Here is a 16,133-nt window from a genome sequence, read left to right as displayed (position 1 = left end):
TTTTAAGCGTTTAGTTGTAATTTTGTTCGAACAGTCATTTATTTTAAGTTTTCTTCAAAAAAGGGTTGATCTGTTTTCGGATCTCCCTATAATGCGACCCCACTGAGACGGCAGAACGCAACGCATAGCGAGGCACAAGCTACTCAGTGAGTTGAGTAAAACTTAGTTTCGAAAACTTTCAAGTTTAACAAAATTAAGTGTTGACAAAAAAATAGGAACGCGTAATATGCGCAGCCCTAGCGAGATAAAGTTAAACGCTTTAATCGCAACGTTCTTTAACAATATAAAGCAATCATCTGTGTGGGCACTCGTACAGATTGAGTTCTAACAGCCAAGCTACTTCGTTCTTTATTGAGCAAGTAACGAGGCAAACAAATTTAGAGTCTCAATGTGATTTCTCGAAAGAGAAACTGAGTGACCAACAGAATAGTTACTTTTAGTAATTATTCAGCACAGTCAATTCAATATCGAAAGATATTAAATAAATTCAGAATTCATTGAGCTGTCGAAAGACATAAAACTTTTTAATTGAAGAGTTTGATCATGGCTCAGATTGAACGCTGGCGGCAGGCCTAACACATGCAAGTCGAGCGGAAACGAAGAGTAGCTTGCTACTCTGGCGTCGAGCGGCGGACGGGTGAGTAATGCTTGGGAACATGCCTTGAGGTGGGGGACAACAGTTGGAAACGACTGCTAATACCGCATAATGTCTACGGACCAAAGGGGGCTTCGGCTCTCGCCTTTAGATTGGCCCAAGTGGGATTAGCTAGTTGGTGAGGTAATGGCTCACCAAGGCGACGATCCCTAGCTGGTTTGAGAGGATGATCAGCCACACTGGGACTGAGACACGGCCCAGACTCCTACGGGAGGCAGCAGTGGGGAATATTGCACAATGGGCGCAAGCCTGATGCAGCCATGCCGCGTGTGTGAAGAAGGCCTTCGGGTTGTAAAGCACTTTCAGTCAGGAGGAAAAGTTAGTAGTTAATACCTGCTAGCTGTGACGTTACTGACAGAAGAAGCACCGGCTAACTCCGTGCCAGCAGCCGCGGTAATACGGAGGGTGCGAGCGTTAATCGGAATTACTGGGCGTAAAGCGTACGCAGGCGGTTTGTTAAGCGAGATGTGAAAGCCCCGGGCTCAACCTGGGAACTGCATTTCGAACTGGCAAACTAGAGTGTGATAGAGGGTGGTAGAATTTCAGGTGTAGCGGTGAAATGCGTAGAGATCTGAAGGAATACCGATGGCGAAGGCAGCCACCTGGGTCAACACTGACGCTCATGTACGAAAGCGTGGGGAGCAAACAGGATTAGATACCCTGGTAGTCCACGCCGTAAACGATGTCTACTAGAAGCTCGGAACCTCGGTTCTGTTTTTCAAAGCTAACGCATTAAGTAGACCGCCTGGGGAGTACGGCCGCAAGGTTAAAACTCAAATGAATTGACGGGGGCCCGCACAAGCGGTGGAGCATGTGGTTTAATTCGATGCAACGCGAAGAACCTTACCTACACTTGACATACAGAGAACTTACCAGAGATGGTTTGGTGCCTTCGGGAACTCTGATACAGGTGCTGCATGGCTGTCGTCAGCTCGTGTTGTGAGATGTTGGGTTAAGTCCCGCAACGAGCGCAACCCCTATCCTTAGTTGCTAGCAGGTAATGCTGAGAACTCTAAGGAGACTGCCGGTGATAAACCGGAGGAAGGTGGGGACGACGTCAAGTCATCATGGCCCTTACGTGTAGGGCTACACACGTGCTACAATGGCGCATACAGAGTGCTGCGAACTCGCGAGAGTAAGCGAATCACTTAAAGTGCGTCGTAGTCCGGATTGGAGTCTGCAACTCGACTCCATGAAGTCGGAATCGCTAGTAATCGCGTATCAGAATGACGCGGTGAATACGTTCCCGGGCCTTGTACACACCGCCCGTCACACCATGGGAGTGGGTTGCTCCAGAAGTAGATAGTCTAACCCTCGGGAGGACGTTTACCACGGAGTGATTCATGACTGGGGTGAAGTCGTAACAAGGTAGCCCTAGGGGAACCTGGGGCTGGATCACCTCCTTATACGATTTAGAACTTATTTGTTCGAAGTGTCCACACAGATGATTGTTAGTTAGCTAAGCCATTGGCTTAACTAATTAATATGCTCTTTAAAAATTTGGAAAAGCTGATAATAAAATTCGTATAAATAACAATGTTATTTGTACAGAGTTTTCAAAAGTAAAAAATGCCATTAATTATTCAATCGAATGATTAATTGGTATCTACTTTAGTATTCAATATTAACTTCTGGCGAAGTTAAACTGTCACAAAACAAAGACCCGTTTGGGTTGTATGGTTAAGTGACTAAGCGTACACGGTGGATGCCTTGGCAGTTGGAGGCGATGAAGGACGTATTAACTTGCGATAAGCCTAGTCAAGCTAGTAAAAAGCACTTGAGACTAGGATTTCCGAATGGGGAAACCCACCTGCTTGCAGGTATCGTTAGCTGAATACATAGGTTAACGAGGCGAACGCGGAGAACTGAAACATCTAAGTACCCGTAGGAAAAGAAATCAACCGAGATTCCGAGAGTAGCGGCGAGCGAAATCGGAACAGCCCTTAAGCTTATTATGTGTTAATGGAAGGCTCTGGAAAGTGCCACGATACAGGGTGATAGTCCCGTACATGAAAACGCATCTTAAGTGAAATCGAGTAGGTCGGAGCACGTGAAACTTTGACTGAATATAGGTGGACCATCATCTAAGGCTAAATACTCCCAACTGACCGATAGTGAACCAGTACCGTGAGGGAAAGGCGAAAAGAACCCCTGTGAGGGGAGTGAAATAGAACCTGAAACCGTGTACGTACAAGCAGTAGGAGCAGACTTGTTCTGTGACTGCGTACCTTTTGTATAATGGGTCAGCGACTTATATTTTGTAGCGAGGTTAACCGATTAGGGTAGCCGTAGGGAAACCGAGTCTTAACTGGGCGAATAGTTGCAAGGTATAGACCCGAAACCCGGTGATCTAGCCATGGGCAGGTTGAAGGTTGAGTAACATCAACTGGAGGACCGAACCCACTAACGTTGAAAAGTTAGGGGATGACCTGTGGTTAGGAGTGAAAGGCTAATCAAACCGGGAGATAGCTGGTTCTCCCCGAAATCTATTTAGGTAGAGCCTCGGACGAATACTTACGGGGGTAGAGCACTGTTAAGGCTAGGGGGTCATCCCGACTTACCAACCCTTTGCAAACTCCGAATACCGTAAAGTACTATCCGGGAGACACACGGCGGGTGCTAACGTCCGTCGTGAAGAGGGAAACAACCCAGACCGCCAGCTAAGGTCCCAAAGTCATAGTTAAGTGGGAAACGATGTGGAAAGGCCCAGACAGCCAGGAGGTTGGCTTAGAAGCAGCCATCCTTTAAAGAAAGCGTAATAGCTCACTGGTCGAGTCGGTCTGCGCGGAAGATGTAACGGGGCTAAACTATGCACCGAAGCTGCGGATTCAAAATTTATTTTGAGTGGTAGGGGAGCGTTCTGTAAGCCGTTGAAGGTGAACCGGGAGGTTTGCTGGAGGTATCAGAAGTGCGAATGCTGACATGAGTAACGATAATGCGGGTGAAAAACCCGCACGCCGGAAGACCAAGGGTTCCTATCCCATGTTAATCAGGGTAGGGTAAGTCGACCCCTAAGGCGAGGCCGAAAGGCGTAGTCGATGGGAAACGGATTAATATTTCCGTACTTGGTATAATTGCGATGGGGGGACGGAGCAGGCTAAGCAAGCATGGCGATGGTAGTCCATGTGAAAGTGTGTAGGCTAGTGACTTAGGTAAATCCGGGTTGCTGTTAGGCTGAGACACGAGACGAGTCACCAAGGTGACGAAGTTGCTGATGCCATACTTCCAGGAAAAGCCTCTAAGCTTCAGATTATACCGAATCGTACCCCAAACCGACACAGGTGGTCAGGTAGAGAATACTAAGGCGCTTGAGAGAACTCGGGTGAAGGAACTAGGCAAAATCGTACCGTAACTTCGGGAGAAGGTACGCTCCTATCTGTGATGAGACTTGCTCTCTAAGCGGACGGGAGCCGCAGTGACCAGGTGGCTGGGACTGTTTATTAAAAACACAGCACTGTGCAAAATCGCAAGATGACGTATACGGTGTGACACCTGCCCGGTGCCGGAAGGTTAATTGATGGGGTTATCTTCGGAGAAGCTCTTGATCGAAGCCCCGGTAAACGGCGGCCGTAACTATAACGGTCCTAAGGTAGCGAAATTCCTTGTCGGGTAAGTTCCGACCTGCACGAATGGTGTAACCATGGCCACGCTGTCTCCACCCGAGACTCAGTGAAATTGAAATCGCAGTGAAGATGCTGTGTACCCGCGGCTAGACGGAAAGACCCCGTGAACCTTTACTACAGCTTGGCACTGAACATTGAACCTACATGTGTAGGATAGGTGGGAGACTTAGAAGCAGAGACGCTAGTTTTTGTGGAGTCGTCCTTGAAATACCACCCTTGTAGTTTTGATGTTCTAACGTTGGCCCCTGAATCGGGGTTACGGACAGTGCCTGGTGGGTAGTTTGACTGGGGCGGTCTCCTCCCAAAGAGTAACGGAGGAGCACGAAGGTTGGCTAAGTACGGTCGGACATCGTACGGTTAGTGTAATGGTAGAAGCCAGCTTAACTGCGAGACAGACACGTCGAGCAGGTACGAAAGTAGGTCATAGTGATCCGGTGGTTCTGAATGGAAGGGCCATCGCTCAACGGATAAAAGGTACTCCGGGGATAACAGGCTGATACCGCCCAAGAGTTCATATCGACGGCGGTGTTTGGCACCTCGATGTCGGCTCATCACATCCTGGGGCTGAAGTCGGTCCCAAGGGTATGGCTGTTCGCCATTTAAAGTGGTACGCGAGCTGGGTTTAGAACGTCGTGAGACAGTTCGGTCCCTATCTGCCGTGGGCGTTTGAGAATTGAGAGGGGTTGCTCCTAGTACGAGAGGACCGGAGTGAACGAACCGCTGGTGTTCGGGTTGTCATGCCAATGGCATTGCCCGGTAGCTACGTTCGGAACTGATAAGCGCTGAAAGCATCTAAGCGCGAAGCAGGCCTCGAGATGAGTTCTCACTAGACTTTTAAAGTCTCTGAAGGGCCGTTGAAGACGACAACGTTGATAGGCAAGATGTGGAAGTGGTGTGAGCCATTAAGCTAACTTGTACTAATTACCCGTGAGGCTTAACCATACAACGCCAAACGCGTTTTATGCGACAGTTTAAGCAAGAAGTTAATAGACTAAAGTAGATTACTGAAAACTTTATTATCAGAATTCCAAATTTATGAGGTGACTCTTAGCGCGTAGCGTTAACATTGAGGCACCTTGCGCAAAGGAAATGTAAGCACTACGTGCTTTGTCATTAATCCTTTGCACCATATTTGCTTGGTGACAATAGCGTTTTGGACCCACCTGACCCCATGCCGAACTCAGTAGTGAAACGAAACAGCGCCGATGATAGTGTAGCATTTGCTATGTGAAAGTAGGACATTACCAGGCTCCAAATAAGAGAAACCCGTTACAGTAATGTAGCGGGTTTTTTTACGTCTGCAGAAAAGTAAAAACGCAGGTGAAAGGTAAAGGGCATCAGGTAAAAGGAAAATAATAAGCGCCTAATGCCGACTCTATACATTTGCTATGTGGCTCTCTACCGCTGTGGGCACCACGACATTCTACTGCGTTGTCGCTACGAAGTAGCGCACAGACTCCAAATACAAGAAAGCCCGATTCAAAAGAGTCGGGCTTTTTTATGTCTGCAGGAAAGTGAAAAATAAAGGTGAAAGGCATTAGGTTAAAGGAAGAAAATTGACAAGAACCGACCCAACGACATGCTACTGCGCTGTCGCTACGAAGTAGTATACCCACTCCAAATACAAGTCAGTGTTTAAGCCATGCGCTATAAACTTTGAAGTACTATTATCAGCCCTGCTACTCTTTACTGATCTCAGTTATTCACCTTGTACTTTAAACTAGTCCTTAAATTATCATCTCCATGCCTTGATAATGACTCTCCCCGCTATTTTGCAACGATATTCTGCTATGCTGTCACAAGAAGTAGCACATTCACTCCAAAAGCAAGCAAGACTCGAATGACTTGAGCCTTCTTGTGTTCGTAGGAGTTTACCAGTAATAGCTAGTGTTGTTTGGTGTGCTCTAACAGGCTAAAGAGTGAGGTGTTGGACAGATTTACCCTACAGTATTGTTTCATTGCTGATGACAACCCGTAACTGTACTAATGTGACATAGTTTAATAGCGTTTAATTTGAGATATACAAACTACTAACTGCTATTTACAGCTTAATAGGCTCTTGGTGAGCCTTTATTAAGAAATTCGCAAAAACATAGGGAAAATGTTTTTAGCTAATAGGTGACTTATAAGCAATTATTAAAGTAACTACATTGCTGAAGTAAAATAGGTCGGATCAAAAACGCCAACTCAAGGTTGGCGTTTTAATTATCAGGCTAAAGGTGATTATTAAACTTTAGGACCTGCGTTTTTAATTTCGTCAGATACGTCGTATTTAGCAAAATTTTCTGTGAAATCAGATGCTAGCTTAGCCGCATACTCTGCGTATTTAGCTTTGTCTTCCCAGGTATTGATTGGGTTGAGAAGTTTGCTATCTACGCCCGGTACTGCAACTGGTACGTCTAGGTTTAGCACGTCAATGTGTTGGGTTTCTACATCGGCTAATTTTCCAGATACGATTGCATCCACAACAGCTCGTGTTGTTGGAATATCAAAACGCTTACCAATACCGTAAGGGCCACCTGTCCATCCGGTGTTAACTAGGTAAACTTTAGCGCCGAATTCACGTACACGCTTCATTAGAAGCTCTGCGTATACACCTGCAGGACGTGGGAAGAAAGGAGCACCAAAACAGGTTGAGAATGTTGATTCAATATCGCTAGTAGAACCAATTTCTGTAGAGCCTACTTTTGCTGTGTAGCCACTTAGGAAGTGAAATGCTGCAGCTTCTTCGGTTAGTACAGATACAGGCGGTAGTACACCACTCACATCACATGTTAGGAAAACAACAGCCTTAGGCTCACCTGCGCGGTTTTCAACTTTACGTTTTTCAACGTGCTCTAGTGGGTAAGCTGCACGGCTATTTTGAGTTAGGCTGGTATCGTTGAAATCAGGAACACGGTTTTCATCAAGTACCACATTCTCTAAAATTGTACCGAATCGAATAGCGTCCCAGATAACAGGTTCGTTTTTCTGAGAAAGGTCGATACATTTAGCGTAACAACCACCTTCGATATTAAATACACTACCTGGTGCCCAGCCGTGCTCGTCATCACCGATTAAGAAGCGAGTTGGATCTGCTGATAATGTTGTTTTACCTGTACCAGATAAACCAAAGAATAACGCAGTATCGCCTGCTTCGCCTACATTAGCAGAACAGTGCATTGGTAATACACCTTTCGCTGGTAGTAGGAAGTTTTGCACAGAGAACATCGATTTTTTCATTTCACCCGCGTAGCGCATGCCAGCAAGTAACACCTTACGTTGTGCAAAGTTAATAATAACTGTGCCATCGCTATTGGTACCATCGCGTTCTGGATCACATACAAACGAAGGTACATTCATTACTTGCCACTGAGGGAAGTCTGCTTTGTTGTATGATTGTGGTTGGATGAACATGTTTTTAGCGAAGATATGGTGCCAAGCAGTTTCTGTTGTTACAACCACTGGAAGATAGTGCTCTGGATCAGCGCCAACTTCAAGGTGAGAGATAAAGTGGTCATTGCTTTGCACATGTGCTTCTACACGTGCCCATAACGCGTCAAACTTATCTGCATCGAATGGGCGATTTACATTACCCCATTGGATTTCATTTTCAGTACTTGATTCTTGAACAATAAAACGATCTTTTGGAGAACGACCGGTACGACGACCAGTGTTAGCTACAAAAGCACCATTTGCGGCTAAAGTCCCTTCGCCACGGCTGATAGCGTGCTCGACAAGTTCAGCTGCAGTTAGATCGACAAAACGGGTAGCGCTTGAAGTCATGTTTATACCTAAATTGTGTGAGATTGAACGGGATAGCTCTGGGTCTTAGTAACCTTTAAGCTGCAAATATAGTAACAGATGGATTAAGGATATTCGAGCTTATAAACGCCGTAAAAACATATAAATTAAGAAAAAACATGAATAATTTCAATGATACCGGTGTCATGAAAAATACTCAGCTTGTGATACCGGTGTCATTTTTTAGGCACAAAAAAGCCATAAAAAATTATGGCTATTTTGTGCTGTGTTTTATAAAAGTAGATTAGTTAAATATACTTTTTATATCTTGCTCGTTAAACACATAATCTTTTAAACAGTAATGGCAGCTAATTTTAATCTCACCATTTTTTTCAACATCGTCCAAAAGCGCTTGTTGACCAACATTAACTAAAGCCGTCATCGTTTTTTCACGGTTACAGCCACATTTAAATTGAATTGGTTGAGGATCAAATACGCGTGGATTATCTTCATGATAAAGACGCGTTAAAATAGTATTGGCATCGAGCTCTAATAGCTCTTCATCTTTAATGGTATTGCTGAGTGCTTCTAAGTGAGCAAAATCTTCAATCGACTTTTGTTTATCAACAGGTAGCACTTGTAAAAATAGCCCACATGCTTTGGCGCTTCCCTCTGTGGTGTCGGTTGCAAACCAAAGGCGCGTTTTTAATTGCTCAGATTGCTCAAAGTAGCTTTCTATACATTCACTTAAGGTATCATGCTCTAAAGGCACTATACCTTGGTAACGCTCCCCTTGCGTTGGAGTAATAGTGATAACCATGTAACCTTGGCCTATAAGCTCTCTAACTGTTGACCCTGTCACTTCACTTTGAAGTCGTGCTATGCCACGCATATTTTGTTGGTCGTCACCGTTAATAACGGCATATTTTACCGGCCCATCACCTTGTAGTTGAACGGCAATTTCGCCTTCAAACTTTAATGTTGCTGTTAATAAACAGGTTGCAACAAGCAGCTCACCTAGTAATGCTTTAACGGGCTCTGGGTAATTGTGTTTAGCAATCATTTCATTGTAAGCGTTGTCTATTTGTACGAGTTCGCCACGAACATCGAGATTGTCGAATAAATAGCGATGAAGTAAATCTTGTTGCATGAGCGGCTATACCTAACTTGATTTCATTTTTAAAAGTTCGCGTCTTTGCTTTTTATCAGGCTTTTTAACCGGATGAGGTGCAAAGAAGCTGTTATTTTTGCGTGCGATAGTATTTTCTTCACGCTTAGCAATACTTGCATCAGATTCTTGATACAAGGTCTGTGCAATGGGGGCGCTTTGGCGCTTTTCAAGTATATTTAATACTGTGACAGTTTTTTCATCAACGCCCTGGGCTAGCTTTATAACTGCGCCAATTTCTACAATTTTACTAGCCTTACTGCGTTGCCCATTATAATGTACTTTGCCGCCTTGTACCATTTCTCGAGCTATTGCACGCGTTTTATAAAATCGAGCCGCCCATAACCATTTGTCCAACCTCACTTTAAGTGCGTCAGCGTTTTCTGAGCTGTCATTGAGTTTAGTTTTCTTTGTCATAAAACATCCCTAGTAAATTAACTGCCTAGGTAAATTATCACGAAACCGTTACCGCATGTAGCTATTGCTTGATAGCTGATACGATAAATAAATCAATCTGTTTACAAAGTTTAATATTAGCGTGCTTGTTGAATGAAAAATGAAAAGGTACTATGGCTGAGTGATTTCGTTATAAATTAAAATAAGAACACTACCTATGGAACAGCACGTTCAACAATTTAAGCAGTTATTAAACCGTTTACCGCATGCGAAATTAAGCGCAATGGTTATGGTTTTAGTTGTTGTTTATATTGCATTTTTATTATCAAAACTGATGTGGCTATTATGGCCGCAGCCAGTAATGTCTCCTCTTGCCCCTATCAGCTATTCTAACCAAGCTGTGGGTGGCAATAACCAGTCTATAGATTCGATCATTGAGCAATTTGTATTTGGTAAAGTAAATGTAACAAAAAACACCAATACTGCTTCGCAAACTAAAGTCATTAATAATGCCCCTGAAACGCGTCTTAGTATTAACTTAACCGGTATTGTTGCTGTTAGTAATGATGATAAGGCGGGAATGGCTATTATTGAATCGCAAGGTCGCCAGACGAGTTATTTAGTAGAGGATGTGGTGCAAGGTACACGTGCAAAAGTATCGCAAATACTCCCAGATCGTGTGATTCTAGATGTAAGTGGTCGCTTTGAAACCTTAATGCTTGATGGGCTCGACTTTACCAAAACAGTGTCTATGCCGGTACTCGCTGCGCGAGATGAGTCTGAAATGGGGCCTTTAGCGCCTTCAGCACAAAGCGATGAACAAATTGATGCCACTGCCAACCTTGAGGTGAAAGAAGCATTAATAGAAACTCGCGAAGAGCTTTTAGAAGAACCTGGCAAGCTATTTGATTATATACGTGTTTCTCAAGCGATGAATGATGGGGAGCTTATAGGTTATCGTTTGAGTCCTGGTAAAGAGCCCGAACTATTTAAACAAATGGGATTACAAAATAACGATTTAGCCGTGGCAATTAACGGTTATCAATTAACAGATTTAAAACAGGCAATGGCAGCAATGAATGAGCTGCGAAACAGTACAGATGCAACTATCACAATAGAGCGTGATGGTGAGCAAATAGATGTACTATTTAGTCTGCAATAACTTAGCTTTGGAGTTTTAACATAATGGTTCAGGTGCTACACCTCAAAAAAATTAAAAAAGGGTTAGCTAAGTATGCAGCACTTTTTTTAGCGGCAAGTATTTCTATGTCGGTTGCTGCTGTTGAATACGCTGCTAACTTTAAGGGCACAGATATTAATGAGTTTATTAATATTGTTGGCAAAAACCTTAATAAAACCATCATTATTGATCCTAACGTGCGTGGCAAAGTAAATGTACGCAGTTATGAATTAATGGATGAGGCACTTTATTATCAGTTCTTTTTAAATGTTTTAGAAGTTTACGGTTATTCAGCCGTCGAAATGGATAACAACATAATAAAAATAGAAAAAAGCTCAGATGCCAAAAAGTCAAATGTGCCATTAATTACTGCTGATAGCCAAGCGCTTGGCGATATGATGATTACACGGGTTGTACGAGTTAAAAATGTCAGCGTACAAGAATTAGGTCCTTTAGTTCGCCAATTTAGCGACCAAAAAGACGGTGGTCACGTTGCTAACTTTAATGCGGCCAACGTAATGATGCTAACTGGTCATGCAGCCTCGGTGAACCGCTTAGTAGAAATTATTCGCTCTGTTGACCAAGCGGGTGATAAGCGAGTCGATATCGTTAAGCTCAAGTTTGCAACGGCTGATGATGTTGTCTCAGTAGTTGAAAATATCTATAAAGATAGTGGTAAGGGTAGCGTACCTGAGTTTTTAATTCCTAAAGTAGTGGCTGATGGTCGTACTAATAGTGTGATTGTCAGTGGTGAAGGCCAAGCACGCACACGGGCCATTGAGCTCATTAAACGTTTAGATGGTGAGCTGGAAAGCCAAGGTAATACCAAAGTGTTTTACCTCAATTACGCAAAGGCCGAAGATTTAGTAAAAGTACTCCAAGGTGTGAGCAAATCGCTAGCAGAGGACACGCAAGGTGGAGCTGCTAAATCACGTAGTAGTAATAAAAACGACACTAGCATTGAAGCTCACCCAGATTCTAATTCATTAGTTATTACCGCTCAGCCAGATACGATGCGTTCACTAGAATCGGTGATAGAGCGCTTAGATATTCGCCGCGCGCAAGTACTCGTGGAAGCCATTATTATTGAAGTAATGGAAGGCGATGGCGTTAACTTTGGCCTGCAATGGATTTCAGAAGAAGGCGGCATGCTGCAATTTAATAATGGTACCACTGTGCCTGTCGGTGCCTTAGCTGTAGCTGCTGAGCAAGCTCGTGATAAAACAGTAACTAAAACGATTATTGGAACAGAGACGGGTACTGTTACCGAATATGATGAAACAACTGAAGGCGACTACGGCCCGCTTGCATCATTACTTGGTGGTATTAATGGTTTAGCCATGGGTGTGATTAAAAACGATTGGGGCGCAATCGTACAAGCGGTTTCAACTGATACTAATTCTAATATTCTAGCGACTCCCTCTATTACCACTATGGATAACGAAGAAGCGTCTATTTTAGTTGGCCAAGAAGTGCCAATTATTACTGGCTCGCAAACAGGTAGTAATAATACGAACCCATTCCAAACGGTTGAGCGCCAAGAAGTGGGTATAAAACTTAAAGTGACACCGCAAATTAATGATGGTTCTGCAGTGCAATTAACCATTGAGCAAGAAGTTTCTAGTGTAAGTGGTGCAACGGCAGTTGATATTTCAGTTAATAAGCGCGCAATTAAAACAACCGTAATGGCAGATGATGGCGGCATGGTGGTATTAGGCGGCTTGATAGATGAAGATGTACAAGAAAGCGTGTCAAAAGTACCATTACTCGGCGACATCCCTATTTTAGGGCACTTATTTAAGTCAACTAATACAACAAAGCGTAAGCGTAATCTTATTGTATTTATAAGACCGACCATTATTCGCGATGGCGTTAACATGAATAAACTTAGCTTTAATAAATATAACTTTATTCGCGGCGAGCAATTTAAAAAACGTGAAGATGGTATTAATTTGATGCCAAAGTCAGACACGCCTATTTTACCTGAGTGGAATGACGAACTAGTGCTACCTCCTACCTACGAAGAGCATTTACGCAAACAAAATGCACAAGAGCGTAATGATGACTAATGCGATAGAAGATATTAATCAAGATGTTGTTCATCCAATTACTCACAGTGATGATGAACAGCTTGCTCAAGATGACTTAATTGAGCTGCCAGCAAAGCGTTTGCCGTTTTCATATGCCAGACGAGTAGGTGCGTTACTTAGTAAACATAAGGATAACCGAGTTGTTTACTACCGTGGCGAGTTGGATGTTGATGTATTATTAGAAGTGCGCCGTATTGCAGGACATGGCTTTACACTTGAGCAACTAGAAGATGATAAGTTTGAGCTATTATTAGAAGCATCGTATCAACGTGATAGCTCAGAAACTCAGCAAATGATGGAAGACATTGGTAATGAGGTTGATTTATTCTCACTAGCTGATGAGCTTCCTCAAACTGAAGACTTACTTGCTGGTGATGACGATGCGCCTATTATCAAACTCATTAATGCCATGTTGAGTGAGGCCATTAAAGAAGGAGCCTCTGATATCCACATTGAAACGTTTGAACAAGAACTGGTTATTCGTTTTCGAGTGGATGGCGTACTCAAAGAAGTTTTAAAACCTAATCGTAAATTAGCCTCTTTGCTGGTATCGCGTATTAAAGTAATGGCCAAACTCGATATTGCAGAAAAACGCATACCGCAAGATGGCCGTATTAGTTTACGTATTGCAGGGCGCGCTGTAGATGTGCGTGTGTCGACCATGCCATCGAGCTTTGGTGAGCGAGTCGTATTGCGTTTGCTTGATAAAAACAATGCGCGTTTAAACCTTGAAGATTTAGGCATGACCGCGAAAAACCGAGAGCTATTTGCTGATTTAATTAGTAAGCCTCACGGTATAATCTTAGTTACAGGCCCTACAGGCTCTGGTAAAAGTACTACTTTATATGCGGGTATGAGTCAAATTAACTCGCGGGATCGCAATATTTTAACGGTTGAAGATCCCATTGAGTATGAAATTCCAGGTATTGGCCAAACACAGGTTAATACCAAGGTTGATATGACTTTTGCCCGTGGCCTACGCGCTATTTTACGTCAAGATCCTGATGTGGTTATGGTTGGTGAAATACGTGACTTAGAAACCGCTCAAATTGGTGTACAAGCATCGCTGACTGGTCACTTAGTTATGTCTACATTGCATACTAATACCGCCTCAGGTGCAATTACCCGTATGGAAGATATGGGTGTTGAGCCATTCTTATTGTCGTCATCATTACTCGGCGTATTGTCACAGCGCTTAGTACGTACCTTATGCAATAGCTGTAAAGAAGGGCATATTGCAGATGAGCGTGAATGTGAATTACTCGGCGTACCGTTTGACAATGCTCCGACGATTTACCGCGCGGTAGGGTGTGAAAAGTGTAACTTTAACGGTTATCGTGGTCGTACAGGTATTCACGAATTATTAGTTGTCGACGAAACCATTCGTGAAATGATCCACAGCGGTAAAGGTGAGCAAAGCGTAGAGAAATATATTCGTAAACGCAGCCCAAGTATTCGTCAAGATGGCTGCAGCCGCGTACTTGCGGGTAAAACAACGCTTGAAGAAGTATTACGCGTAACCCGTGAGGAAGGCTAACAATGGCGGCGTTTGAATACCGTGCATTAGATGGCCGGGGAAAAGAAAAAAAAGGAATTTTAGAAGCGGATACAGCAAAGCAAGTTCGCCAACTTTTACGCGATCAAAAGCTAACCCCCCTCGAGGTGCTGCCAGCTGCGCAAGATGATAAACAAGTTCGAGGTCAAAAAGCGCCATTATTAGGCTCTTTATTTAAGCCGACAATATCAACGTCAGATCTTGCTTTGATTACACGTCAACTTGCAACCCTAATTCAGTCAGCCTTACCCGTTGAGGGTGCCGTGATGGCGGTTGCTGAGCAGTGTGAAAAACCACGGCTAAAACGTATGTTAATGTCTGTGCGCTCTAAAGTGGTGGAAGGGTATACGCTTGCTGATGGGATGAGTGAATTTCCGCACGTATTTGACGATTTATACCGTGCAATGGTGGCCGCAGGTGAAAAGTCAGGTCACTTAGATCAAGTACTTAACAGATTGGCTGATTACACCGAGCAACGCCAACACATGCGTAGCCAAATTACGCAAGCGATGGTGTATCCCATTATTTTGGTCGTGTTCGCTATTGGTATTGTTTCAGTATTATTAGGTACTGTGGTGCCTAAAATACTAAAAACGTTTGAAAAAACCAAACAAGTATTACCTTGGACAACCGAATGGGTCATGGCGGGTAGTCATTTTGTACAAAACTATTGGTTTGTTAGTTTATTAGCGATCACAGCGATTGCTATTGGAATTAAATATGCACTTAAAAAGCCTAAAGTACGGTTTTGGTGGGATGCAAAAGTATTACATATGCCAGGCATAGGTAAGGTTGCCAGAGGGATTAACACGGCGCGCTTTGCCCGTACATTAAGTATTTTATCGTCAAGCTCAGTGCCGCTACTTGAAGGAATGCGTATTTCAGGCGGGGTGTTGGTTAACGAAAAAATAAAGCAAGCAGTGGCTGATGCCGCAGAAAGAGTTAGTGAAGGGGCGAGTCTTCGTGCTTCACTACAGCAAACTAAGTTGTTTCCACCAATGATGCTACATATGATAGCCAGTGGTGAAAAGTCCGGTGAACTTGAGCAAATGTTAGAGCGTGCTGCTAACAATCAAGATCGCGAGTTTGAAAGTATGGTTAATGTGTCATTAAAATTATTGGAACCGGCAATGATTGCGTCTATGGCAGTGATTGTGCTGTTCATAGTAATGGCAATTTTGCAGCCAATTATGGCAATGAACAAGGCCGTAGGTCTTTAAGTATTTTTTATATTAATGATTTAAACAAATCATTTTTGCTTAGTGTTTTTAGAATAACGAGGTAATAACGTGAATAAACAATCAGGTTTTTCTTTATTAGAAGTCATGGTGGTACTGGTTATCATCGGTATGATCATGTCGATTGTGGCACCTAATATTATGGGCCAGCAAGAAGAAGCGGCTATTGATAAAGCGCATTTAGATATTCAGCAGTTAGAAGATGCTATGAGTTTGTACAAGCTTAAAAATAAAAGCTACCCAAGTACAGAGCAAGGTTTAGAGGCATTAGTTACTAAAACCAGTATTGAGCCCATTCCTAAGCGTTTTCCTGATGGTGGCTTTATTAGCAAGTTACCAGAAGATCCATGGGGTAATAATTACCAATTAATCAGTCCTGGAGAAATAGGTAAATTTGATATCTTTTCGATGGGTCCAGATGGCGAACCAGCCACCGAAGATGACATTGGTAATTGGGATGAAGATAAGCAGTAATGACCAATAACTTTACCATGCACTTAAACAT

The 16,133-nt window shown here is 43.4% G+C and carries 8 protein-coding genes and 3 rRNA genes; 8 read left to right on the top strand and 3 right to left on the bottom strand.

The genetic code is table 11. The features are described 5' to 3' along the window. Positions 1-525 precede the first annotated feature (525 nt). The 3 genes from LOC50_RS12540 (at position 526) to rrf (ending at position 5,528) form a co-directional block, all read left to right on the top strand. A 16S ribosomal RNA gene (locus tag LOC50_RS12540) occupies positions 526-2,061 on the top strand. A gap of 272 nt (positions 2,062-2,333) precedes the next feature. Further along, positions 2,334-5,220 (top strand): 23S ribosomal RNA (locus LOC50_RS12535). 193 nt (positions 5,221-5,413) lie between these two features. Next, positions 5,414-5,528: ribosomal RNA gene (rrf, locus tag LOC50_RS12530) — 5S ribosomal RNA — on the top strand. The 16S, 23S and 5S rRNA genes sit together here, the layout of an rRNA operon. A 976-nt stretch (positions 5,529-6,504) precedes the next feature. Here the strand turns inward: rrf and LOC50_RS12525 are convergent. From LOC50_RS12525 to hslR, 3 genes are all read right to left on the bottom strand, one after another. Beyond that, positions 6,505-8,043 carry a phosphoenolpyruvate carboxykinase gene (locus LOC50_RS12525; RefSeq protein ID WP_036980452.1) on the bottom strand — a complete coding sequence of 513 codons (1,539 nt, stop codon included), beginning with the start codon at positions 8,041-8,043 and terminating at the stop codon, positions 6,505-6,507. A 262-nt stretch (positions 8,044-8,305) separates the two neighbouring features. Beyond that, a complete protein-coding gene (hslO, locus tag LOC50_RS12520) occupies positions 8,306-9,151 on the bottom strand; it encodes an Hsp33 family molecular chaperone HslO (protein ID WP_013464245.1) in 846 nt (281 codons plus the stop codon). Between the two features lie 12 nt (positions 9,152-9,163). Then, entirely contained in the window at positions 9,164-9,586 is a 423-nt protein-coding gene (gene hslR, locus LOC50_RS12515) for a ribosome-associated heat shock protein Hsp15 (protein ID WP_036980450.1), read from the bottom strand. A 196-nt stretch (positions 9,587-9,782) separates the two neighbouring features. Here hslR and gspC point away from each other — a divergent pair, with 196 nt between their 5' ends. The 5 genes from gspC (at position 9,783) to gspG (ending at position 16,102) form a co-directional block, all read left to right on the top strand. Further along, positions 9,783-10,727 carry a type II secretion system protein GspC gene (gspC, locus tag LOC50_RS12510; protein WP_036980448.1) on the top strand — a complete coding sequence of 315 codons (945 nt, stop codon included), beginning with the start codon at positions 9,783-9,785 and terminating at the stop codon, positions 10,725-10,727. Positions 10,728-10,750: 23 nt separating this feature from the next. Beyond that, positions 10,751-12,814, top strand: a complete 2,064-nt coding sequence (gspD, locus tag LOC50_RS12505) for a type II secretion system secretin GspD (RefSeq protein WP_250653308.1) — start codon at positions 10,751-10,753, stop codon at positions 12,812-12,814. Then, entirely contained in the window at positions 12,807-14,372 is a 1,566-nt protein-coding gene (gene gspE / locus LOC50_RS12500; RefSeq protein WP_069439170.1) for a type II secretion system ATPase GspE, read from the top strand. Before gspD ends, gspE begins: the two co-directional genes overlap by 8 nt. Before the next feature lie 2 nt (positions 14,373-14,374). Next, positions 14,375-15,610: a type II secretion system inner membrane protein GspF gene (gene gspF / locus LOC50_RS12495; RefSeq protein WP_036980442.1), complete on the top strand. Its 1,236-nt coding sequence runs from the start codon at positions 14,375-14,377 to the stop codon at positions 15,608-15,610. A 69-nt stretch (positions 15,611-15,679) separates the two neighbouring features. Then, on the top strand, positions 15,680-16,102 hold the full coding sequence (gene gspG / locus LOC50_RS12490) for a type II secretion system major pseudopilin GspG (protein WP_016900325.1): 423 nt from the start codon (positions 15,680-15,682) through the stop codon (positions 16,100-16,102). The last annotated feature ends 31 nt before the right edge of the window (positions 16,103-16,133 follow it).

Source organism: Pseudoalteromonas sp. SCSIO 43095, assembly GCF_023650455.1.
GTDB lineage: Bacteria > Pseudomonadota > Gammaproteobacteria > Enterobacterales > Alteromonadaceae > Pseudoalteromonas > Pseudoalteromonas tetraodonis.
The sequence above is the reverse complement of the archived record's forward strand: the minus strand, read 5'-3'. Positions and strand labels throughout refer to the sequence as shown.

What these genes read in the sequence shown, in the direction of transcription:
- LOC50_RS12525 (WP_036980452.1), bottom strand. Translation starts at nt 8,043, where the DNA reads ATGACTTCAAGCGCTACCCGTTTTGTCGATCTAACTGCAGCTGAACTT.
- hslO (WP_013464245.1), bottom strand. Translation starts at nt 9,151, where the DNA reads ATGCAACAAGATTTACTTCATCGCTATTTATTCGACAATCTCGATGTT.
- hslR (WP_036980450.1), bottom strand. Translation starts at nt 9,586, where the DNA reads ATGACAAAGAAAACTAAACTCAATGACAGCTCAGAAAACGCTGACGCA.
- gspC (WP_036980448.1), top strand. Translation starts at nt 9,783, where the DNA reads ATGGAACAGCACGTTCAACAATTTAAGCAGTTATTAAACCGTTTACCG.
- gspD (WP_250653308.1), top strand. Translation starts at nt 10,751, where the DNA reads ATGGTTCAGGTGCTACACCTCAAAAAAATTAAAAAAGGGTTAGCTAAG.
- gspE (WP_069439170.1), top strand. Translation starts at nt 12,807, where the DNA reads ATGACTAATGCGATAGAAGATATTAATCAAGATGTTGTTCATCCAATT.
- gspF (WP_036980442.1), top strand. Translation starts at nt 14,375, where the DNA reads ATGGCGGCGTTTGAATACCGTGCATTAGATGGCCGGGGAAAAGAAAAA.